Origin of the sequence: Tenacibaculum sp. SSH1-16, from assembly GCF_040104435.1 — a bacterium.
GTDB classification, from domain to species: domain Bacteria; phylum Bacteroidota; class Bacteroidia; order Flavobacteriales; family Flavobacteriaceae; genus Polaribacter; species Polaribacter mesophilus.
In genome coordinates this window covers 306,592-329,486 of record NZ_JBECOV010000001.1, presented here as the reverse complement: position 1 = coordinate 329,486, position 22,895 = coordinate 306,592, and the positions used below count along the sequence as shown (strand labels likewise).

The 22,895-nt window shown below is 32.0% G+C and carries 16 protein-coding genes and 1 riboswitch; of the genes, 7 read left to right on the top strand and 9 right to left on the bottom strand.

All coding sequences use genetic code 11. The features are described 5' to 3' along the window. Positions 1 to 10 precede the first annotated feature (10 nt). From ABMY20_RS01595 to ABMY20_RS01580, 4 genes are read right to left on the bottom strand one after another with little or no spacing between them, the layout of a single operon-like run. Positions 11 to 223: a hypothetical protein gene (locus tag ABMY20_RS01595; RefSeq protein WP_047788481.1), complete on the bottom strand. Its 213-nt coding sequence runs from the start codon at positions 221 to 223 to the stop codon at positions 11 to 13. Positions 224 to 233: 10 nt separating this feature from the next. After that, on the bottom strand, positions 234 to 1,673 hold the full coding sequence (locus ABMY20_RS01590; RefSeq protein ID WP_349264470.1) for a M20/M25/M40 family metallo-hydrolase: 1,440 nt from the start codon (positions 1,671 to 1,673) through the stop codon (positions 234 to 236). 49 nt (positions 1,674 to 1,722) lie between these two features. Further along, complete coding sequence (locus ABMY20_RS01585) at positions 1,723 to 3,504, bottom strand: hypothetical protein (RefSeq protein WP_349264469.1); 1,782 nt, start codon at positions 3,502 to 3,504, stop codon at positions 1,723 to 1,725. 39 nt (positions 3,505 to 3,543) lie between these two features. Then, positions 3,544 to 6,564 (bottom strand): tetratricopeptide repeat protein, encoded by a 3,021-nt coding sequence (locus ABMY20_RS01580; RefSeq protein ID WP_349264468.1) that lies wholly within the window; start codon positions 6,562 to 6,564, stop codon positions 3,544 to 3,546. 124 nt (positions 6,565 to 6,688) lie between these two features. On the opposite strand from ABMY20_RS01580, the gene ABMY20_RS01575 reads away from it, so the two are divergent. Continuing rightward, positions 6,689 to 7,372 (top strand): ATP-binding cassette domain-containing protein, encoded by a 684-nt coding sequence (locus ABMY20_RS01575; RefSeq protein ID WP_047788478.1) that lies wholly within the window; start codon positions 6,689 to 6,691, stop codon positions 7,370 to 7,372. Positions 7,373 to 7,583: 211 nt separating this feature from the next. Here the strand turns inward: ABMY20_RS01575 and mdh are convergent, their stop codons facing one another. From mdh to gyrB, 4 genes are all read right to left on the bottom strand, one after another. Continuing rightward, complete coding sequence (mdh, locus tag ABMY20_RS01570) at positions 7,584 to 8,510, bottom strand: malate dehydrogenase (protein ID WP_073181642.1); 927 nt, start codon at positions 8,508 to 8,510, stop codon at positions 7,584 to 7,586. A gap of 126 nt (positions 8,511 to 8,636) precedes the next feature. Then, positions 8,637 to 10,556, bottom strand: coding sequence for a PQQ-binding-like beta-propeller repeat protein (locus ABMY20_RS01565; protein ID WP_047788476.1), 1,920 nt, complete (start codon positions 10,554 to 10,556; stop codon positions 8,637 to 8,639). Between the two features lie 124 nt (positions 10,557 to 10,680). Beyond that, entirely contained in the window at positions 10,681 to 11,700 is a 1,020-nt protein-coding gene (locus ABMY20_RS01560) for a DUF6588 family protein (RefSeq protein WP_073181637.1), read from the bottom strand. Positions 11,701 to 11,791: 91 nt separating this feature from the next. Continuing rightward, entirely contained in the window at positions 11,792 to 13,729 is a 1,938-nt protein-coding gene (gyrB, locus tag ABMY20_RS01555; RefSeq protein WP_047788474.1) for a DNA topoisomerase (ATP-hydrolyzing) subunit B, read from the bottom strand. Between the two features lie 428 nt (positions 13,730 to 14,157). On the opposite strand from gyrB, the gene ABMY20_RS01550 reads away from it, so the two are divergent. After that, on the top strand, positions 14,158 to 15,336 hold the full coding sequence (locus tag ABMY20_RS01550) for a DUF3103 family protein (protein ID WP_349264467.1): 1,179 nt from the start codon (positions 14,158 to 14,160) through the stop codon (positions 15,334 to 15,336). 89 nt (positions 15,337 to 15,425) lie between these two features. On the opposite strand, the gene asnB is transcribed toward ABMY20_RS01550, so the two are convergent. Next, positions 15,426 to 17,087 carry an asparagine synthase B gene (asnB, locus tag ABMY20_RS01545; RefSeq protein WP_349264466.1) on the bottom strand — a complete coding sequence of 554 codons (1,662 nt, stop codon included), beginning with the start codon at positions 17,085 to 17,087 and terminating at the stop codon, positions 15,426 to 15,428. A gap of 251 nt (positions 17,088 to 17,338) precedes the next feature. After that, positions 17,339 to 17,537, top strand: a riboswitch (cobalamin riboswitch). 94 nt (positions 17,538 to 17,631) lie between these two features. Between asnB and ABMY20_RS01540 the strand changes: the two genes are divergently transcribed. The 5 genes from ABMY20_RS01540 to trpC all read left to right on the top strand — a co-directional run bounded on the left by ABMY20_RS01540 (position 17,632) and on the right by trpC (position 22,879). Further along, positions 17,632 to 18,696, top strand: coding sequence for a hypothetical protein (locus ABMY20_RS01540; RefSeq protein ID WP_349264465.1), 1,065 nt, complete (start codon positions 17,632 to 17,634; stop codon positions 18,694 to 18,696). Between the two features lie 206 nt (positions 18,697 to 18,902). Continuing rightward, complete coding sequence (locus ABMY20_RS01535) at positions 18,903 to 20,294, top strand: anthranilate synthase component I family protein (protein WP_349264464.1); 1,392 nt, start codon at positions 18,903 to 18,905, stop codon at positions 20,292 to 20,294. Positions 20,295 to 20,377: 83 nt separating this feature from the next. Beyond that, complete coding sequence (locus ABMY20_RS01530) at positions 20,378 to 20,971, top strand: aminodeoxychorismate/anthranilate synthase component II (RefSeq protein ID WP_349264463.1); 594 nt, start codon at positions 20,378 to 20,380, stop codon at positions 20,969 to 20,971. A gap of 10 nt (positions 20,972 to 20,981) precedes the next feature. Then, complete coding sequence (gene trpD, locus ABMY20_RS01525) at positions 20,982 to 21,968, top strand: anthranilate phosphoribosyltransferase (RefSeq protein ID WP_047788671.1); 987 nt, start codon at positions 20,982 to 20,984, stop codon at positions 21,966 to 21,968. 122 nt (positions 21,969 to 22,090) lie between these two features. After that, positions 22,091 to 22,879: an indole-3-glycerol phosphate synthase TrpC gene (gene trpC / locus ABMY20_RS01520; RefSeq protein WP_047788469.1), complete on the top strand. Its 789-nt coding sequence runs from the start codon at positions 22,091 to 22,093 to the stop codon at positions 22,877 to 22,879. Positions 22,880 to 22,895 lie beyond the last annotated feature (16 nt).

The window sequence follows — 22,895 nt, the reverse complement described above, 5'->3', positions numbered from 1 at the left end:
ACTGAGTTTATTACTGGATTAATATATAAGATGAAGAGTTTTCTTTTTTATTCTGTTCAGCCTTCTTAGATAAATAGTTGTTAAAAATATTATATAAGGTAATTATAATAAAGGTGATAATTAAATTAAAAATGACTTTTTTTAAAGTAAATTTCTTTTTTCCATAACCTTCTTTGTGTTTTCTTTTAGTTTCAAAGTATTCTTTATTTAATCTAGTGCTCATCTTATACTTTTTAAGGTTTTAAAGCTTCTTCGTTATATAAATATTTATCCATTAAATATACAATACTAGCCATAGAAGCACTTCCTAACTCAAGTTCACGTTTATTTACTTTATCAAATGTATCAGTAGCTGCATGATGATAATCAAAATAGCGTTGTGAATCTGGTCGGTAGCCTACTAAGGTAACATGGTCGTCTTTTAAAGGTCCGATGTCAGCACCGCCACCTCCAGCAGTAATATCATGTAATCCGTAAGGTGCTAAAAGCTTTTTCCAGCTTTGAACTAGTTGCAAGTTTCTTTCATTAGCATCGATAGAGAAACCTCTTGGAGTATGCCCACCGGCATCAGATTCTAAAGCTCCAATATGTAGTTCATTATTTTCCTTAGCTAAACGAGCATATTCCGTTGCACCACGTAAGCCATTTTCCTCATTCATAAAAAATACAATACGGATTGTGTTTTTAGGTTTAATATTGTTCTTTTTAAACAAATAAGCAACTTCTAACGATTGTACAATTCCGGTTCCGTCATCGTGCGCGCCTTCCCCTAAATCCCAAGAATCTAAATGTCCTCCAACAACCATAATTTTATTAGGGTATTCACTTCCTTTAATTTCTCCTACGACATTGTGTGAAGGGGCATCAGGTAAGTTCTCGCAACTTTGTTTAAAATAAAACTGTAAGCTAGGGTTTTCTTTTAAATGCTTGCTTAAGTTTTCAGCAGCACGAGAACTAATAGCAGCTGCAGGAATGTATTCTTCTTTTGGAATATCACCGTACCCCATAGAACCTGTGTGTGGATAATCATCAATTCCATTAGTCATAGAACGAACAATGACTGCTTTTGCTCCAAATTTTCCAACTATGGCAGCTCCTCCATAGCGTTGTCCTACACAACCTCCATAAGCTTGAAAGGTATTAATAAGAGTGTTGTCAAAAGCACCATTGAAAAATACAATTTTACCATTGGCTTTATCACCTAAGTTTTTAGCTTCTTCAATATTTTTTACTTCGATAACTTCTGCTGTAATTCCGTTAGAAGGTGTTGCAATTGAGCCTCCTAAAGCACAAATAGGGACATTTATTTTTTCTCCGTTAAATTCATAATTAGCAACTTCTTTTTCTCCACGAACCCAATGAGGCACCATAATGGGTTGTAGCCAAACAGAATCTAAACCAACTCCTTTCATGAGTTTTTCTCCCCAAATAACTGATTTAGCTGCCCCTTCTGAACCAGATAAACGGTTTCCAATATTTTGTGTTAAATCACGTAGCCATTCATATGATTTACCTTGGGTAAGCGCGGTGCTGAACAGTTTTTTTATTTGTGTTGAGTCTTGTTTGTAGTTTGCTTCAGTATAAGTGTTTGAAGCAGTAGTAGGTTGTTTTTGCTCTGTTTTACAAGCAAAGAAAACCATGTTTGTAAGAAGTAAAAAGGTTAGTTTTTTCATTTAGGGTATTAGTTTTAACACCCTAAATGTAAGTTTTATATTTTAAATGCTAGAACAGTGTATCAAACTTCCAGGTTAAGCCGCCCATTGCTTGAAATCCTTGTACATTAAAGTTGTTGAATCGCTGATAGCTGTTATTTAAAACATTGTTTAAGTTTAAGAAAACAGAGAACGAATCATCAAAATGATACCCCCCATTAAAGTTTACATCAAAATAACTTTTTAAGTCTATTGGAGTATAGGTCTCAGCAGGTAAAGTATCATAAATTCTTCCTTTACGATTTCCTACGAAGTATAAGTTAGCACCAGCAAACCATTTATTGGTTTTGTAGGTTCCAAAAACTTCTCCTTTTATTTTAGGCGTGTTCCAAGCTTCTTCTTCATTGGTTAAGGTAAATTTATTAAACTGAGCATTCGCTCCAATAGTAAGATTTTTAATGCCATCAAAGGCAACTTCACCAAAGAAGGTCATTAACTTAATATCATCATAAATTACTTTAAAAGAGTTCCCATATTCATATCCATAGAATGTAAATCCATTAGTTCCAGCAATGTTATCACCCTCCGATTTTGATTGATTCAGTACAAAAAATGGATTATTTTCTATGTCAGCATAACTTACTTTTGCATTATAACTGAATTGATGATTTAGTTTACCTCTAATTCCTCCGAAAGCATCAAACTTTTTATTAGTTTGTCTCATGTCAAGAGTAGGAGACAAATATGGGTTATCATCTGTAAAAGATTGATACATATTTGTGGTTAAATCACCGGAAGCACCAAGAAATACATTTGCTAGTTCTTTAACTATAGGATAAGAAATCTCCACATCAGGGTAGATAAAAAAGTTATTTTCGCTATTCTCTGTATCCATTGAAAAGTAACTTTTTGCTCCTAATTGAATTGCTAAATCTTGTACATTGAATTTGTAAGTAGGATGTACTCCAAGTGTAATGAAGTTATAATCTATCGGAGTAATTGCATCGTATGCGTAAGCATAAGAACCTCCTAAGTAATTAATAGTGGTATTTATATACAAATCGTTTAATTGGCGATGAAAATTATCTAAAGGAAAACGAAATTGTGCATTACCATCAACTAAAAATTCAGCACTTTCAAACGAGTCAGAGAAAAAAGCGATTGACCCATTAGCTTCATCTAAAAAAGAGTCATCTGGTTTTATTTGACCAAATATTTTTATGTGATTGTAACTTTGTGCTTCTTCAATAGCACTTAAAGTAGTTTCTGTAAACGTAATATTTGTAGGTAAACCGTACCAGTTGTATTTGTCTTTTTCAGCACTGATACCTGCTGACCATTGAAAATAACGTTCTTGTTGGGTGTAGTTTATGTTTAGGTCAATATTATAAAAAGTACTGCTTAATTCTGTGTTAGCTACAGGGTCAGATGATAATAGGAACTTTAGATGTGCTGTTAATTCACTATTATAACTTTCATTTCGTCTTACATATGCTTCTAAAAAAGGTGAAAGGACGTTTCCAAATCCAACCGATACATAGTTAGGATATAACTTTTCTCTTTTACCCAAGTCAACTTTTTTCATTGTTCCACTTTTGGGGATAAAAGTAGAGGCAACAGGAACCGAATATATTTGATATTCTAAAGCTTTTTTCTGAGTTTCTTTTGTGTGTTCAATCACAGGTTTTTGCTTTATTTTAAAAGCATCAGTAATTTTAGGAACATATGAAGTTACAACATTTACAACTTCGGTTTTTATAATAGTGTCTTTAGCTTTATTAGTGGTATTTTTTTCTTGTGCATTTGTGTATGCTACTACAAATAAAACAAGTAAACTTAAGTGCTTTTTCATCAATCTAGTCATTTAACTTTCGTTTGTTATTAACAAATTTTAGTTTTGGGTAGTTACTGATTCGTTTGTTTTTGCTTCTTTATTTTTAATGGTACGAAGCTCGTTTTTTGCTTCTTCAATTACATCTTTATACTGTGTAAAGTTTTTTATAATGTTCTCCAGGATGTATGTTGCTTGATATGCATCTTTCAAAGCATAATAGTTTTTAGCCATTATTATATAACTTTTAACTCCCCAGTACTTATATGATGAGTAGTTGGCAATTAAATCTTGTACAGCTTTGGTAGATGCTTCATATTCTTTATTCTCATGCAAAAAGAAAGCATTGTAGTATAAACATTCGGCTTTCAGTTCACCAGTAGCTTTTTTACTAGCTTCGTTAAAATATTCTTCAGCAGTTAAAAAGTCATTGTTTTTGAAAGAAGAGCGTGCTAAAATTATTTTAGCATCCTCAGCAATATTAGTATCTACCTTTCCTTTGAGTAACACTTTTTCAGCATAAGTAATAGCATTGGTGTAATCATCTTTTTTATAGTACCCTTTCATTAAATTACTTTGAGCAAAAATGATGTTTTGTGGGTAGTTAGCTTCCTTTTCTAGTTGTTGGAGTACTACAATACCGTTGCTCCAATCTTCTTTTTGTAAATAAATATTAGCTAACTTCGTTAAAGATTCTTCTGTAAACTCGCTTTTTGTTTGTTTGTTTACATAGGTGTAGTGAGGGATAGCTTTATCAAATAACTTTGTATTGTTATACGCTTGAGCTAAGTAAAAATGTGCTTTTAAGACATTAATCCCGTTAGGAAATTGTTGTAAGTATTTATTGAATCCTTCAATAGCCTTAGTGTTATCGTTCTCTAGGAATTTATTTTCAGCAGATTGATAGGTTGCGTTATCTAATTCTGCATTGCTAACATTAGCAAAAGGTATGTTTTTAACCCAAGCAGCATATTCATCTACTTTACCTATATCGATATATACATTTTTAACGTTGGTTACTGCTTGTTTTGCTTCGTTTGAATTAGGATGCTTCGCAACAACTTCTTTATATTTTTCGATAGCTTTTCTATTATTGTTGTTGCTATAATATAATAATCCTTGGCGTAATAATACATTTGGAACGTAGTTGCTTTTTGGATGATTCTTTAATAAACGTTCGTAAGTTTTTTGTGCTTTTGAGGCATTATTCATGGTTGTATAGGTTGTTGCTAACTGAAATAAAGCATCGTCTTTTAATTGAGAACCATCATAGTCACTAATTAAAGTTTCAAGGTTTTGAACTTTTACATCGTTTTTACCTAAGAAACCATTACTCATAGCTGTTTGATATTGTGCATAATCTGATCCTACACCACCTTCTTGTATTACCTTATTATATGCCTTAATAGCATTTGTGTAGCTTTTTGAAGCATAAAAAGAATCTCCTAAGCGATTGGAAGCATCATCATTTAAATCGTTATCATCCAAATTTTGTTCTAAAAATTGCTGAAAATATTTTGCAGCATTCGGATAACTTTTTAATTTGAAGTTTGTGTACCCAATTTGGTAATTAAGCATCTTAGCCTCGTTAATATCCTTATCAGTAACTGATAAGAAGTGTTTAAGGGCACTTTGATAATTTCCTAAAGAATATTCGGTTTCAGCCAACCAGTAAGCTGCTTTGTTACTCACAGTAGCGTTCTCTGACTGAGTTGCATTTACAAAGTATGGTTTGGCTTCTGTTATTTTAGTTTCGTTATATAATTGAATTCCCCTGTATAAAGAAACTTCATTAATAATACTTTTACTTTCTGGAGTCTCTGAAGTATTTAAAAAGTCCAAAGCACCTTGATAATCTTGTTGATGCAAGTATGAAGTCACTAACAAATTGCTAATTTCAGCAGCGTATGGAGATGTTGGGTATTTAGCTAAAAAGCCTTTTAAAACATCAGGAACACTTTCATACGGATTTCCTTCTTCGTAACTTAACTTCGCATAATTTAAAGAAGAACTTTGAGTAATTTGAGCATCAAAATCCATTTCACTTGCATTTTTAAATGCGTTTAAAGCTTCCGTTTTTTTATCTAATTCTAAATAACACTCTCCTAAATGATAGTAAGCATTTTGCGCTACTTTGTTATTTCCACCAATAATTTTATTAAAATTACTAACAGCAGTTTCATAATCTTTTTGTTGATAATAAGCATAGCCTAAATAATAGTAATCGGTATTTGTCCAACGACCATTTTTTCCTTTGTAGGCTTTTAAAAACGGAATAGCTTTTTCGTATTTTTTAAGGTTAAAATAACTTTCACCAACAATTTTAGAAATTTCAGAAATCTCTTTTTGATCTTTCGTAGTTTTTAGTAATTGTTCTCCAATTTGAATTGATTTATCGAACCTTCCAGCTTTAAAACTAATATCTAATATATAGTAATTTGCTTTTGCTTGGTAAGTAGCATCATTAGCTAGTTGACTTAAATTGTCTTCTGCTTCTCCAAAGTTTTCTTCTTTATAGGCTATGTATCCGTAATAGTAACGAGCGTCGTTACCATAAATAGGATTTCCTAACAGAGTTTGAAAACGAGATTTAGCATCTTTTAAATAGTTAGAAACTAATAATGCATAGCCCATTTTATAATTGAGTTCATTCTTTTCTTCTGGACTCAATAGTTTTTCATTTACTTTTTGATACCATTTTAGGGCGTGAGCAGCTTTTCTGTTGGCGAAATAATAATTACCAACATTTAAAAATGCTTTTTCTTTTTTATTGTTGTAAGGGTAGTTTTCAACAAACTGATTAACTCTATAATCAGCATCATCTTGTTGTAATTTTATTGCACACATAGCATCATAATAGTCAGCATCAGCTTTTAAGTTATGATGTTTTTCAGAGTTTATAGAAACTTCGCGAAAAACTTCTTGAGAAGCAGCGTAAGCTTTATTATTATACAGGCGCATTGCTTTATGAAAATTGGCATTTACATCAGTATTTATAGCTGATTCTTGCGCTATTACCGCTGTTGTAATGGTTAAAAAAAGAAATAAGTAGCAGCTTTTTTTGAAACAGTTAAATCTCATATTTTTTAGTTATCTAGAAACTATAACGTTAGTTTTTTATTTTTGTTGGGAGACTTTTTATCAAAAGTAAGAAATGTTAGAGAATTACGTTATAAAATTTTAGATTTGTAAAAAACTACACTCCATGGAAAATCCTGTTTTACACCTAGAAAACGCAGATATTTATCAACAAGACAATTTAGTGTTATCAAAAGTAAACTTTACCTTAAATAAAGGTGATTTTTATTATTTAATTGGTAAAACTGGAAGTGGGAAAAGTAGCTTGTTAAAAACCTTGTATGGTGATTTACGTTTGCAACGTGGTTTAGGAAGCATCGTTGATTTTGATTTAAAGAAAATGAAAGAAAAAGATATTCCTTTTTTAAGAAGAAAATTAGGTATCGTTTTTCAGGATTTTAAACTATTAAACGATAGAAACGTATTTGAAAATTTAGAGTTTGTATTAAAGGCAACTGGGTGGAAAGATAAAACTGAAATGAAAGATAAAATTCATGAAGTTTTAGATAAGGTAGGAATGAAGGAAAAGTACTATAAAAAAACTTTTGAATTGTCTGGAGGAGAGCAACAACGCGTAGCAATTGCAAGAGCATTATTAAATAATCCTGAATTAATTTTAGCAGACGAACCTACGGGGAACTTAGATCCAAAAACTTCACTAGAGGTGATGGAGTTATTGAATGAAATTCACCAAAGTGGAAAAACGATTCTTATGGCTACGCACGATTATCAATTGATTGTAAAGTTTAAACAAAAAGTAATTAAATGCGAAGGTGGAGAATTGTTTGAAGTAGTACAGCAAGCAGTTTAATTTTTTATAAAAAAACAAACCCACTTCAAGAATGAAGTGGGAAAATTGCTATGAAAAACTATGAAAAGAAACACTACTAATGCTTCTCCATAATAAAGACGTTCAGATTAGCAGAATCTTACACCACTATTTGAATTTTAACAAAAAATTATAAAAAAAGTCCTGAGTAAATTCATTACTCAGGACTTTTAGATTCTACGTTTTTAACTTCCTAGAAAGTTAAAGTAGTGTTGTTGTTTTTAACAGCTTCAGCAGAAGAAGTTAAAGCAGCTTTTTCTTCCTCGCTTAAGTTAATTTCAACGATTTTTTCAATTCCGTTTTTACCTAATACTACTGGTACACCAATACATAAATCAGATAAACCATATTCTCCCTCTAATAAAGCAGAACAAGGGAATATTTTCTTTTGGTCACAAGCAATTGCTTGTACTAAACCAGATACAGCAGCACCTGGAGCATACCAAGCAGAAGTACCTAATAAACCAGTTAGGGTAGCACCACCAACTTTAGTATCTTGTTTTACTTGCTCTAATCTTTCTTCTGATAAGAATTCAGATACAGGAACAGAGTTACGAGTAGCTAAACGAGTTAACGGTACCATTCCTTTGTCAGAGTGTCCACCAATAACCATTCCGTCAACATCAGAAATAGGAGCTTCTAAAGCTTCAGCTAAACGATACTTGAAACGAGCTGAATCTAAAGCACCACCCATACCAATGATTCTATTTTTAGGTAATCCAGTCGCTTTGTGTACTAAATATGTCATAGTATCCATTGGGTTAGATACTACAATGATAATTGTGTTAGGAGATTGCTCAACTAAGCTAGCAGCTACAGATTTTACAATACCAGCATTGATTCCTAATAACTCATCACGAGACATTCCTGGTTTACGAGCAATACCTGAAGTAATTACACAGATGTCTGATCCTGCAGTTTTGCTATAATCTCCTGTTGTTCCAGTAATTTTTGTGTCAAAACCATTTAAAGAAGCAGTTTGCATTAAGTCCATTGCTTTACCTTCAGCAAAACCTTCTTTAATATCAACTAAAACAACTTCAGAAGCGAAATTTTTAATAGCAATGTACTCAGCACAACTTGCACCTACAGCACCTGCTCCTACAACCGTTACTTTCATTTTATATATGTTTTTTGTAATTAATTATGTTTATAAGTGCGGAATCCGCACAAGATGCACAAAAATAGCGATTTGGCTATGGATATAAAAGAAAAACCCGTTGATATTTCAACGGGTTTTATATTGTTAGTTGTAGCTAAATATTTTTAAGTCTTTTCCTTTAGAAAAATAAATCTTTTTAGCGGGCTTGTCAATTTTGTATTTTGGTTTGTCTACACCAAACTCATATGTTTCAACAGTGTCACCAGAATCTTTGTTAACTTGCACTAAAACTTTTTTACCTCCTTTGTTTGCATAGAAGAAGGCATTATTTTTAGTGGCTTTAAAAGCATTGTGACGGTCTCCATCCCATAATAACTCTCCTATTTCAGAAATCGTTGTTCCGTCGTTAAATTGAGATACGCCTTTGTTAGCATGTTTTATACCGCGATTTATTGTGTTTTGTTTACCTACAAAAGCTCCTGATCCAACTAGTGCTGACCCATATGTGGCGTTAGCGTATCCAAGTCCTTGCATTCCAAAACCAGTAAAACCTAATGCATAAGAACCAAAATTCTTTAAATGTCTAAACCCTTCGCCAGGTTGTTTAAAGTATTCATTCTTTATTACATTACCTTTGAAGTCTGTAATTACATATTCCCAGTTGCTGTTGATGAAATAACCATTGTCTCTTATTTCAACAGAGGTTATTTTACTAGCATCATTAAAATCAATCTTTTTTACTTGGTCTTTTCCAAGTTCTTTGTCAGGGTTTAAAATGTATAGTTTTTTACCACTTAATAAAATTAAAGAGTTGTTTTTCTCATGATAGGTTAGTTTATCATTTTTTTCATCTAATTTAATTTTGTATACTCTTTTCTCTTCTCCGTTTTGGAAATATTCTATTCTGTATGGGGTTACAAAAATAGTACCTTTATCATAAGAGAAAGTAGTGAATTCTTCTTCGTCGTCTACTTCAAAATCTACATTTTTAATAACCTTTTGAGGTTTTTTCCAAACTTTTTTACCAGTATTATCTACCAAATGCTTTTTGTTTTTGTAATAAACAATATAACCTTCTGAAGTTTTTTCAACACCTTTAACTTTTTTTCTTTTGAATTCTTTTTTCCAAGCATCTTCACCAGTATGATAGTCAAATAATTTAGCTCCGTCTTCGTGGATTAAAAATAATTTTCCATCCTCAAATTGATAGTCTACAAACCCCTCATCTAGTTTAATAGGTTTTTTCCAAGTTTCTTTACCTGAATTTACATCAAAAGCAATAAGCTCTTTACCAATTACTTTTTTCCCTATTAGAGATAATCCCATGGTAAAACCAGCTTTAATAGCTCCCCCAACTAAAGAACTACTTTTGTTTTCAACAGCGATTAAAGACTTATTATCTTCTGTAAAAAACAATTTACCAGCGTCGTATTTTTCTGATAGTATAACTTTACCATCAGATTTGTTGATTAAAAAAACAGTTTTACCAGCTGTAAAAGCAATTTTATCTTCGTTTTGGATAAAGTTATAAGCACCTGCACCTCCTAATAATAAGCTTCCTAATTTCTTATTGGTTTTTATAGAGCTTTCCCAAATGATGTTATCATTTTCAATGCTAGTTAAAAATAGTTTAGCTTCAGTTTTATCAGTTTTTGCAAAAAATAAAATAGCATTTTTACCAAAAACAAACTTGTCATCAAAAATTCCTTTGTATCCATTGGTCTTTTCGTCTAAAATTTTATGACCTGTTTTGATGTTGAAAATTGTTTGATTAAATTTTCCGAATGGAGATAATGCTACTTCACTAAAAGAAGAGCCTCCATCTTGACCAAGAGCATTAAGATTTTTAATAAACCCACTTTCTTTGAACTCCCATATTTTTTGACCTGTTTCACCATTAACTCCATATACGGCACCGTCTGTTGTAATCACGGGAATCCCTGTTAGGTTGTGTAGGTAAACGTCACTAATTTTACTATCGAGAGTAAGTGTGTGATCAGGGGCCTTTTGGGCAGATACTAATATAGAGATTAATAGAAGTAATAAGAATAATTTTGTTTTCATAACACTTAAAAATTAAGAGGTTAAAATTTTGTTAAAGTAAAAAAATTAGTTGCGAATATAGAGAATAAAAAAAACCTATTTTGTAAAAATAGGTTTTTTTTATTATTGGTTTATAAAGTGAGTTTTATCTAAAACTAAAAGCAATACCTGCATTAACAGAGTTATACTCTTGTAAGGTATAACTTCCGAAGATTTTAAAGAAACCTAAACTTAAACGAGCACCTAATGTGGTGTTAAAGCTACCCGTATTAGTCTTTAAAGATAAAGGGTCAGTAACTCTTTCTTCATCTACTGGAATATTATTGAATTCGTATCTAAGAATGTAGGTTCCAAGCATATTTAGTCTGGTATTACCTCCATTATATCCTACACCTCCGTAAATATTAATAACAGGAAAGTTTAAAGATGCGATTGCTTGTACAGTATATGAGTTTAGTTTAAATTCTGCAGAAGCATTTTCGGTTGATACATCACCAGAAACATCACCTATTGTATAATCAACATTCATATTGGTGTAGGCAGCTAGTAAAGAAACATGCAATGGTGTTTTATCCATAGGACCAAACCAATTGGTAATTTCTTTTTTTACTCCTATTCCAAACAATCCTCCTTTTACATCATCAGAGCCTACTTTTGGTACATATCTAACCATTGCTTCAAATTTATAAGGAAGTCCTAATCCAATTTGAACAGAAGGAGCTGGTACGGCATTAGCAGGTAGATCATCTTTAACGCCTTCAGGCATTGTAAAGTTAGCTTCAACTTCTTGTCCATTAACGGTTGTTCTATATGTTAATTCTGCAGGAGTTAGGGAATTGCTTCCAGTAACTGTTGGTGTAGTATTTTGGTTATAGGTAGTATTACTAGATAATCCTATTTTTGTTAGATTAAATATTTCATCTTCAGAAGGTACAAAAGAAGCATTAGCACCAATAGTGATATCAAAGCCAAATTTTTTGTGAACTTTAGCAGTATGATACCAGCCATTGTTCATGCTATAAATAAAACCTTTCATAGCAGGATCTAAATAAGCATTTGTTAGTTTGCTAGCGTCTTCTTTTGCTAATAAAATAGTTTCTAATTCCTGAGCTTTAACACTAAAGCTTACCATTAAAGTTAAAAGTGGTAAAAGAATTTTTTTCATAATTATGAGGATGTTGTTTTAAGCGGTAAAAATATAAAATAAAAAAAAGCTCAATAATTTTATTGAGCTTTTTTGTCGTTAAGAAATTGTTTTATGCATCAATATTCGCATATTTTGCATTCTTTTCTATGAAATCTCTACGTGGAGGAACTTCATCACCCATTAGCATAGAGAATATTCTATCAGCTTCAGTTAAGTTGTCAATAGTAACTTGTCGTAATGTTCTAAACTCAGGATTCATGGTAGTGTCCCATAATTGTTCTGCGTTCATCTCTCCAAGACCTTTATAACGTTGAATTGTTACTGATCCACCCATTTTTTGAGCAATTAAATCACGTTGATTGTCATCCCATGCATACTCGCGTTTTTGCCCTTTTTTAACTAAATATAAAGGAGGAGTAGCAATGTAAATATATCCTTGTTCAACCATTTCACGCATGTAACGGAAGAAGAATGTTAAAATTAAAGTAGCAATGTGGGAACCATCCACATCGGCATCACACATAATAACTACTTTATGGTAACGTAATTTGGTTAAGTTTAATTCACGAGGGTCGTCTTCTGTTCCAATGGTAACTCCTAATGCGGTAAACATGTTTTTGATTTCTTCATTTTCAAAAACTTTATGTTGCATAGCTTTTTCTACATTTAAGATTTTACCTCTTAAAGGAAGAATAGCTTGGAAGTTACGGTCACGACCTTGTTTTGCAGTACCACCTGCCGAGTCTCCCTCAACAAGGAATATTTCACATTGAGCAGGGTCAGTTTCAGAACAGTCAGATAATTTACCAGGTAAACCACCAATACTCATTACTGTTTTACGCTGTACCATTTCACGAGCTTTACGTGCTGCGTGACGTGCTTGTGCAGCTAAAATAACCTTTTGAACAATGGTTTTAGCGTCGTTTGGATTTTCTTCTAAGTAATCTGTTAACATTTCAGATACCGCTTGTGATACAGCAGCGCTTACTTCACGGTTACCTAATTTTGTTTTTGTTTGACCCTCAAATTGAGGTTCTGCTACTTTTACAGATACAATTGCTGTCAATCCTTCACGGAAGTCATCACCAGCAATTTCGAATTTTACATTTTTAAGTAAACCAGACTCATCAGCATACTTTTTTAATGTGTGCGTTAAACCACGACGGAAACCTGATAGGTGTGTACCACCTTCGTGTGTATTAATGTTATTTACGTATGAGTGTAAATTTTCAGCATAAGAATCATTATACACCATAGCAACTTCTACAGGAATTCCATTCTTTTCACCTTCCATAGAAATTACATCTTGAATAATCTGTGTTCTTGTCCCGTCTAAGAATTTCACAAATTCAGATAAACCTTCCTCAGAATGAAATGTTTCAGAAATATTATTCCCTTCATCATCCTGATTACGTTTGTCAGTTAACGTAATGGTGATACCTTTATTTAAGTATGCCAATTCGCGCATACGTGTAGCTAAGGTATCGTAGTTGTATTCTGTTGTTTGTTGAAAGATTGATTTATCTGGCAAGAAGCTAACAATAGTTCCAGTAAAATCTGTATCTCCAATAGTTTTTACAGGGTATAAAGTTTTACCTCTTTCATATTCTTGTTGCCAAATTTTACCTTCTTTATGTACAGTTGCAGTTAAATGATCAGAAAGTGCATTCACACAAGAGACCCCAACACCATGTAGTCCACCAGATACCTTGTATGAATCTTTATCAAATTTACCACCAGCACCAATCTTGGTCATTACAACCTGTAGTGCAGAAACTCCTTCTTTTTTATGAATTCCAACAGGAATACCACGACCATTATCTTTTACTGTAATAGAGTTATCTTCATTAATATCTACTGATATTTCATCACAGTGACCAGCTAAGGCTTCGTCAATAGAGTTATCTACAACCTCATATACTAAATGGTGTAATCCTCGTACTCCAACATCTCCAATATACATGGAAGGACGCATGCGTACGTGCTCCATTCCTTCTAGCGCCTGGATACTATCGGCAGAATAATTATGTTTTTTTTCTTCGCTCATTATAAAGAGAATTAAATTAAAGTCTTTATCATAAAAAAATCGCTCGGGAGCGATTATTGTTACATTACAAATTTACGATTTTATAAACTTTAAATAAAGTTTTTAAGAGGTTTTTGTGATGTTTTATAACAATTGCTTAAGAAATAAAAAAGCCCTTAAAACGGCTAAAAACACTTTTAAATTAGAATTTGAAGATAAATGGATAGTTTGGTTTAATCTTTTTTTATAAAAATAGCTTATTTGGCTTTAAAAATGTTTTATAAAAGTAAAGTTATAAAATTGTTTGTTTGGTGTTAAATAAATGAATTTAAATTAGTGTTTAATGGTTTTTTGTTTATGCTTTTGTAAAAAATTAACATTTTTTAAGGTTTTTGTTGTGTTTTTTGTTAATATTGAAGCTAGTATTAATAAATTAAATTTTTTTTAAAATGAAAACCCCCCGAATTTTATTAGGAGCTTTATTGGCTTCTATGTTGTTTATTGGCTGTAACAATTCTGAAGAATTTGTTACTGGTTCAGAAAGTTTGACAGAAGAGCAAATTTCTAGTTTAACAAATAAGAAAGAAGCTACTTTTCAATTTATTGATTTGATGAAGAATCAAAGCTTTAAAGAAAAGACTCTTGAGTTGTTGAATAATCAGCAACCAAGTGTAGCGATGTCTAAAATTTTAAACCAAACTTCTGAGTTTGTAAGTGATGAAGAGTCATATAAAATGTTAATGTCTAAAACCACTATGTTAGAAGGTAAGGCGTCTAAAGAAGCCGCTCCTGAAAAGATAGAGATTTTGGAAGTTTGGATGCACAATGGAGAGAGAATAGAAGATTTTTCTAATGTATTATTTTCTTTTGCTCCTGAAGGAGATGAGAAAACTTGGGAGAGAGTTGAAGCGTATACAATAGATAAAGAAGTTGTTTATCTTGATCCTAAAGAAGCACCAAGTCAAACAGTTATTGTTATTGAAACTGATGGTTTTGAAGCCTTGAAGAGAGAGGTAATTTATATGAATGAGTATCTTCAAGAAAATGGAGTTCAAAACAACAGGTTTTTAAAGTCTTCATTAGATTTAAGTACTAAATCTGCAAGAAACACTGGATTAGAAACTACGAAGTTAGATAAAATAAGATTAAATGACGATGAAGAGCCTTGGATAAGTGGTGCTGCTGAGGTATATGCAATAACATCTGGTATTAAAGATGATAAAAATAACCCTGAAATTAAGATAATACCTATGTATTATTTAGATCATGACGATACTGATTATTACCCGAATCAAATATTATTGTTTTGGGATGATTATCAATATCAAGCAGCAAATATTCAGTTATTTGAAAAAGATGACAATACAAATTATAAAGACTTAGTTTCTGCTATTGTAAATGGAGTTTTTCAAATTATAGGAACAGTTTCAACACAACCTTGGGTTAATGTTTTGGGTCAGGTTGCTGGAGCAATAATTCAAGCGATGCCTGATAGCTGGTATGCCAATAATGATGATTATGTAGATTCGTTTTATACAATTGAAAAAAATAAGAGTTACTATAATTATTATGGAGCTAGAAGAAATGCAAAGGTGAACTTATCTCCTTTTTATGTAGCTCCAAATTAAAAAATAAATTTAAAGGAATAACAAAAACCTCGCCAATAAGCGAGGTTTTCTTTACAACTAAAATTTGAAAAAAAAACTAAGAATTTTTCTTAGTAAGCGTCTTCATGTACAGCTTTGATAGCTCTACCAGAAGGTTCGTTTTGGTTTTGAAAACTTTTATCCCAAGCCAGTGCGGTAGGGGTGCTACAAGCAATTGAAGGCACAGACGGAACTGTTAAAGCAGCAGTTTCACTTGGAAAATGCTCTTCAAATATTGAACGATAATAGTATTCTTCTTTAGCTCTTGGTGTTTGTGTAGGAAAGCGATGTGGAGCATTTGCCATCATTTCGTCAGTAATAGCAGCTTCTACAACTTCCTTTAAGGTGTCAATCCAGTTGTAGCCAACTCCGTCAGAAAATTGTTCTTTTTGTCTCCAAGCTACTTCTTTTGGTAAATAGCTCTCAAAAGCTTTACGTAACACCCATTTTTCCATACGTTCACCATTAATCATTTTGTCTTCTGGGTTAATACGCATTGCTACATCCATAAATTCTTTATCTAAAAATGGTACACGACCTTCAATTCCCCAAGCCATTAAGCTTTTATTGGCGCGTAAACAATCGTATTGATACAATTTATCTAATTTTCGTACAGTTTCTTTATGGAATTCTTCTGCATTAGGGGCTTTATGGAAGTATAAATATCCTCCAAAAAGTTCATCAGCACCTTCGCCAGATAAGACCATTTTTATTCCCATAGATTTAATAACACGTGCCATTAAATACATTGGAGTAGAGGCACGAACTGTTGTAATATCGTAAGTTTCCAGGTTGTAAATAACATCTTTTATTGCGTCTAAGCCTTCTTGAATAGTAAAGGTTATTTCATGATGAATAGTATCAATATATTCCGATACTTTTTTAGCTGCAGCTAAATCAGGTGAACCTTCTAAACCAATAGAAAATGAATGTAATTGCGGATACCAAGCAGCATCTTTATCACCAGATTCTACGCGTTTAGCAGCATATTTTTTTGCAATAGCAGAGGTGATGGAAGAATCCAATCCACCTGAAAGTAATACTCCATAAGGTACATCACTCATTAGTTGCCTATGAACAGCGGCTTCTAAAGCATCGCGAACTTCATCTATGGAGGTCTTATTGTCTTTCACAGCTTCGTATTCCATCCAATCACGAGAATACCATTTTTGTAATCCGTCTTCACGCGTATAATAGTGTCCTGGAGGAAAAATTTCGATTTTGTTACAAACTCCTTCTAGCGCTTTTAACTCAGAGGCCACATAAAAAGTTCCGTGTTTATCCCATCCCATGTATAAAGGAATAATTCCCATATGGTCACGAGCTACTAAATATTCATCTGTAATTGAATCGTATACAGCAAAACCAAAAATCCCGTTTAAATCATCTAAAAACTCAACTCCCTTTTCTTTGTATAAAGCTAAGATAACCTCACAATCAGATTTAGTTAAAAACTCATGTTTTTCCTTAAGTTGTTTTCTTATTTCTTTATGATTATATATTTCTCCATTAGCAGCTAAGACAAATCTACGGTCATGGCTAAATAGAGGTTGTTGTCCAGAGGCAGGATCAACAATTGCTAGTCGCTCATGTGCCATAATTGTTTTTTCATCGCTATAAATTCCACTCCAGTCTGGACCTCTATGGCGAACTTTCTTAGCCATTTCTAATAATTGAGGTCTTAATTTATCTGAAGATTGTTTTAAATCAAACGCACATACAATTCCACACATAATTTTAATTTTATTGTTTATTATAATGCAAATAACTGAATGATGTTTTTGTTTTTAAACAATTATGCTTTTTTTGGTTATATATTGTAATTTTAAAAGTTGAAAAACATATTTTAATTAACTTTAATTTGCGTTTTAAGCTATTATTATTCTACTTTTTAATTATTCTTATAACAATTATGAGAGTTTACTTTTATCGAAAAAGAAGGAAGTATAATTTTAACAGTAAAATTAGTGTTTCTTTCCTACGACTAAAATATATTTGCCGCGGTTTTTCTTTATTGTAAAGAAAATTAAAAGGGAATTAGGTGAGAATCCTAAACTGTACCCGCAACTGTAAACTTAGTCTATTAAAATTATAGATACTTGTTATTTCTTACGCCACTGTTTTTACGGGAAGGTAGTAGCAAGATGTTAGTCAGGAGACCTGCCAAAATTTAATTCATTGCTTTTCTTTCGGGTTAAAAGAAGAAGCAGTAAAGAACATTTGAAATATAATGTTTGTATTTTTTTGTTTTCAGAAACTTTAAATTTAATTATAATAATGATACGTAATTATAGTATTGTATTGGTATGTTTAATATCAGTTTTTTTTTCATGTTCAAGTGATTCAACGAAACAAGAACCAACTCCAATTTATGATAATTCTTTTATACTAAGTTATGAGGGGGACAAAACAGTGGTAGGGCATTTAGATGAAAGTCAAGTTTTTACCCCAAATGTATATGAGTCTCTAAATAAAAATTCAATATCTTTTACAAACTTTGAAAATAGTTTATTCATAGTGTCTCAAGACGGACCTAATTTTGTTACAAAATTAAACTTAAAAGATCTTGCAGAAGAAGTAACAGTGACTACATCTAAGGTAAGTAGCCCTTCGTACTTGGCCATGTACTCAGAAACTGATGGAGTAATCATTTCTACTGGTGGAAGAGGAAGACGAAGAACATATGATTTATCGTTTTTTAATGTAAGTGAAGGAGTTAAAGATAAAATTGATGGAGTTTCTTCAAAAGTATTGTTTTCAAAATCAGGAGTATTGGTAGATGGAGAAAACATATTGATTGCTGATGATAAAGAGTTGAAAGTATTAAATATCAAAGATAAGTCAATAAAAACCACAGTAATATTTGATGATGTAATTTCAGGAATCTTAAAAGATAAAAACAATAAAATTTGGATAGGAACTGAGAAAAGAATTGGAGATGCTAAGTTTGTAAGTTTGACAACTGATTATGGTATTGATGAAATGGTTACATTAACAGGAGTGAATTTATATAAGAATAGTATGCTTTCTGTAAGTGAGTCAGGTAGTTATGTTTATTGGTCAGAAGTGTCAACAGGAGTGATTCACCGTTTTAACACAGAAACAAAAAAAGCAGAAGAATTTATTAATCCAACTACAGAAGGAATAATGCTTACAACTGTTATAAGAGAGCATCCTATTACAGGAAAAGTACATGTTTTAGGTGCAGAAGATTTTTTTGATACAGATAAAAGTATACTTACTATTTATAATGAAGATAAATCTGTTTTTAAAACTGTAAAAGGAATAGGTAACTCGCCAATAGATATTTGCTTCTCTAAAGAAGATTTTTCTGTAAATTAAGTATTGTTTATTTATTTTTAATACGAAAAAGTTTGTAAAATCAAAATCACTTTATACATTTGTAGCATAATGATAAAACAACAATTAAATAACTGGTGGTGGAAAACTCATAACTTACGTTAGTGAGACCATCTTGTTATATCTATAATACAACGAAAAGGCTTATCTCATGATAAGCCTTTTTTGTTTTTTACATATTAAATAAAATGAAAAAAATTACCTTTAAAACAATAGCAAAAAAACAATTGGCAGATATGATAACGCCAGTTAGCTTGTATTTAAGAACAAGAGACAAGTATGCGAATAGTTTGCTGTTAGAAAGTTCAGATTATCATAGTAAAGAAAATAGTTATTCGTTTTTGTGTATAGAACCTTTGATAACCATCAAGGCAGAAAATGATGAATTGTTATTGTCGTATCGAAAAGAAGAATTAGAAAGAGAGCCTATTCAAAGAAATTTTTATAAGAAGTTTGATGCGTATAGCAATGTTATTTCGATAAATTGTTCAGAGGAAATAAAATCATTTAATGGATTGTATGGCTATACAACTTTTGATGCGGTTCAATACTTTGAAACAATTCAGTTAAAATCAGATAAAGCACCTTCTGAAATTCCAGTATTACAGTATAGCTTTTTCCGATTTATTGTAGCAATCAATCATTTTAAAAATGAAATGATTTTGATAGAAAATATACCAGAAGGAGAAGAATCTCGATTATCAGAAATAGAAAACTTAGTAAACTCTCAATCTTTTGCTAAATATGACTTCGTTTTTGAAGGAGAAGAAACTTCGAATATCACGGATGAGGAATTTAAGCAAAGTGTAACAAAAGCAAAGGAACACTGTAAAAGAGGAGATGTTTTTCAGTTGGTTTTATCACGTCAATTTCAACAAAAATTTAAAGGAGATGAATTTAATGTGTACAGAGCATTACGCTCTATAAACCCTTCTCCATATTTATTTTATTTTGACTACGGAAGCTTTAAATTGATGGGGTCTTCACCCGAAGCACAAATTAAAATAACAGATGGACAAGCAATTATAAACCCAATTGCAGGAACCTTTAGAAGAACAGGTGATGATGAAAAAGATAGAGAGTTGGCGAAAGAGTTAGCAAATGACCCGAAAGAAAATGCAGAACATGTAATGTTGGTTGATTTAGCGAGAAATGATTTAAGTAAACATGCAACCAATGTAACAGTTGAAACCTACAAAGAGGTTCAATATTTTAGTCATGTAATTCACTTGGTATCAACAGTAACAGGTAAAATTACAGGAAACCCAATAGAAATTGTTGGAGATACATTTCCTGCAGGAACTCTAAGTGGAGCTCCAAAATACAAAGCCATGGAATTGATAGATACATACGAAAATCAAACTCGTGGATTTTATGGAGGATGTGTTGGTTTTATTGGACTGAACGGAAATGTAAATCAGGCAATTGCAATTCGTTCTTTTGTAAGTAAAAATAATACTTTGTTTTACCAAGCAGGTGCAGGAATTGTAATCAATTCAAAAGAAGAAAGCGAACTACAAGAAGTAAATAATAAGTTGGCAGCACTCAAAAAAGCATTGGTGTTAGCAGAAGAAATATAAAATTAGAATTGAGATGTTAGTATTTACATGTAGGATATGCATGTTTTATCAATACTCAAACCTCAATATTCAATACTATAAATATGAAGATATTAATATTAGATAACTACGACTCATTTACCTATAATTTGGTACACTATGTAGAAGACATTACAGGTAGGTTGCCAGAGGTGTATCGTAATGATGAAATTTCTATAGAAGAAATTAAAAATTATGATGCTATTATCCTGTCACCAGGACCAGGTATTCCTGATGAAGCAGGTATTTTAAAGGAAACTATAAAAACCTATGCAGGTAAAATTCCAATTTTTGGAGTGTGTTTGGGTTTGCAAGCAATAACGGAAGTTTTTGGGGGCGAGTTAGAAAACCTGAATGATGTATTTCACGGAGTAGCTACTGAAATGAAAGTAACTAAAAATAACACGATTACCTTTAAAGATATTCCAGAAACTTTTGAAGCTGCACGTTATCACTCTTGGATTGCTTCACACAACAACTTTCCTGAGGAACTAGAAATAACAGCAGTTGATGAAGAAGGAAGCATTATGGCATTACGCCATAAAGAATTTGCTATTGAAGCAGTACAGTTTCACCCAGAAAGTATTTTAACTCCAGACGGAAAAAAAATGATTCAGAATTTTATTGCTTTTGCCGAAAGCCAAAAGCCAAAAGCTTAAAGCTATTGATATGAAAAAAATACTAAACACCCTATTTGAACAAAAACGATTGACCAAGGAACAATCGAAAGAAGTTTTGATAAATATTGCACAAGAAAAATACAATGCTTCACAAATAGCTGCATTCATTACCGTGTTTTTAATGCGACCAGTTTCGGTTGATGAATTATCAGGGTTTAGAGAAGCTTTATTAGAATTAGCGATAAAGGTAGATTTATCAGACTTTAATACGATTGATTTATGCGGAACAGGGGGAGATGGAAAAAATACGTTCAACATTTCAACATTAACCTCATTTATTGTGGCGGGAACAGGACATAAAGTTGCAAAACATGGAAATTATGGTGTGTCTTCTGCATCAGGTTCTTCTAATATGTTAGAGTTTTTAGGATACAATTTCACAAATGATGAGACTACGTTAAAGCGTCAGTTAGAAGAAGCAAATATTTGTTTTTTACACGCACCGTTATTTCATCCGGCGATGAAAGTTGTAGCACCTATTCGAAGAGAATTAGGAGTAAAAACATTTTTTAACATGTTGGGGCCATTGGTAAATCCAAGTCGTCCACAAAATCAATTGGTGGGCGTATTTAATTTAGAGGTTGCCAGAGTGTACAATTATATGTTGCAACAATCTGAAGTAAATTATGGTGTGGTACATGCATTAGATGGGTACGACGAAATATCGTTAACAGGAGATTTTAAATTATTTACAAAAGAGGCAGAGCAACAAGTTTCTCCATCTGATTTAGGACAAAAACAAATTGCTCCATCGGCTATTTTTGGAGGCAATACCGTTAAAGAGGCTGCAGATATATTTGTAGATATTATTAATGGAAAAGGAACAGAAGCTCAAAATAATGTGGTATTAACCAACGCGGCATTTGCCTTAAAAACTTTTAATAAAAATAAGCGTTTTGAAACCGCATTTGAAGAAGCAAAAGATTCGTTATTAGGGTTAAAAGCAAAACAATCGTTAGAAAAATTAGTAAATTAAAATAAAAAAACGTCATTCCGAACGGACACTGAGCGTAGTCGAAGTGGTAGTGAAGGAATCTTTCTGTAAAGAAAATAATTTAGATTACTTCATTTTGTTCGCAATAACAAAAAGAATATAAGATGACTATTTTAGATAAAATAATAGCCTTTAAAAAACAGGAAGTAGCAAAAATAAAAGCTGAAGTAGCTGTTAAAAAATTGGTAGAAAGCCCGAATTTTAAAAGACAACCAATTTCTTTGAAAAAATCATTATTGGAGCCTTATTCAACAGGAATTATAGCAGAGTTTAAACGTCAATCGCCTTCTAAAGGAATTATCAATGACAAAGCAACGATTACTGAAGTAACGAATGGATATTTAGATGCTAATGTAGCAGCACAATCAATCTTAACCGATACTTCTTTTTTTGGAGGTACCATGGCAGATTTGATGGAAGCACGAGTAATTAATCAACAAAAACCCATTTTAAGAAAAGATTTTATTGTTGATGGGTTTCAAATAGTAGAAGCTAAAGCAATTGGTGCTGATGTGGTGTTGTTAATAGCTACCTGTTTGACAGCTGAACAATTGAAGAATTACGGTCAATTAGCAACAGATTTAGGATTAGAAGTCTTATATGAAATCCATACCCAAGAAGACTTAGATAAAATTGGAGATTTGGATAATAAAATTATAGGAATTAACAACAGAAACTTAAAGACGTTTGAAGTTGATTTAGAACACTCAATAAATTTAGCAAGTCAAATTCCAGATACAGTTGTAAAAGTTTCAGAAAGTGGAATTTCAGATCCAAGGATTATAACAGGATTAAAAGAACATGGTTTTCATGGTTTTTTAATAGGGGAAAACTTTATGAAAACAGAAAATCCAGGTCAAGCATGTCAAGAGTTTATCGATCAAATTAGATAATGTCAGTTCGAGTGAA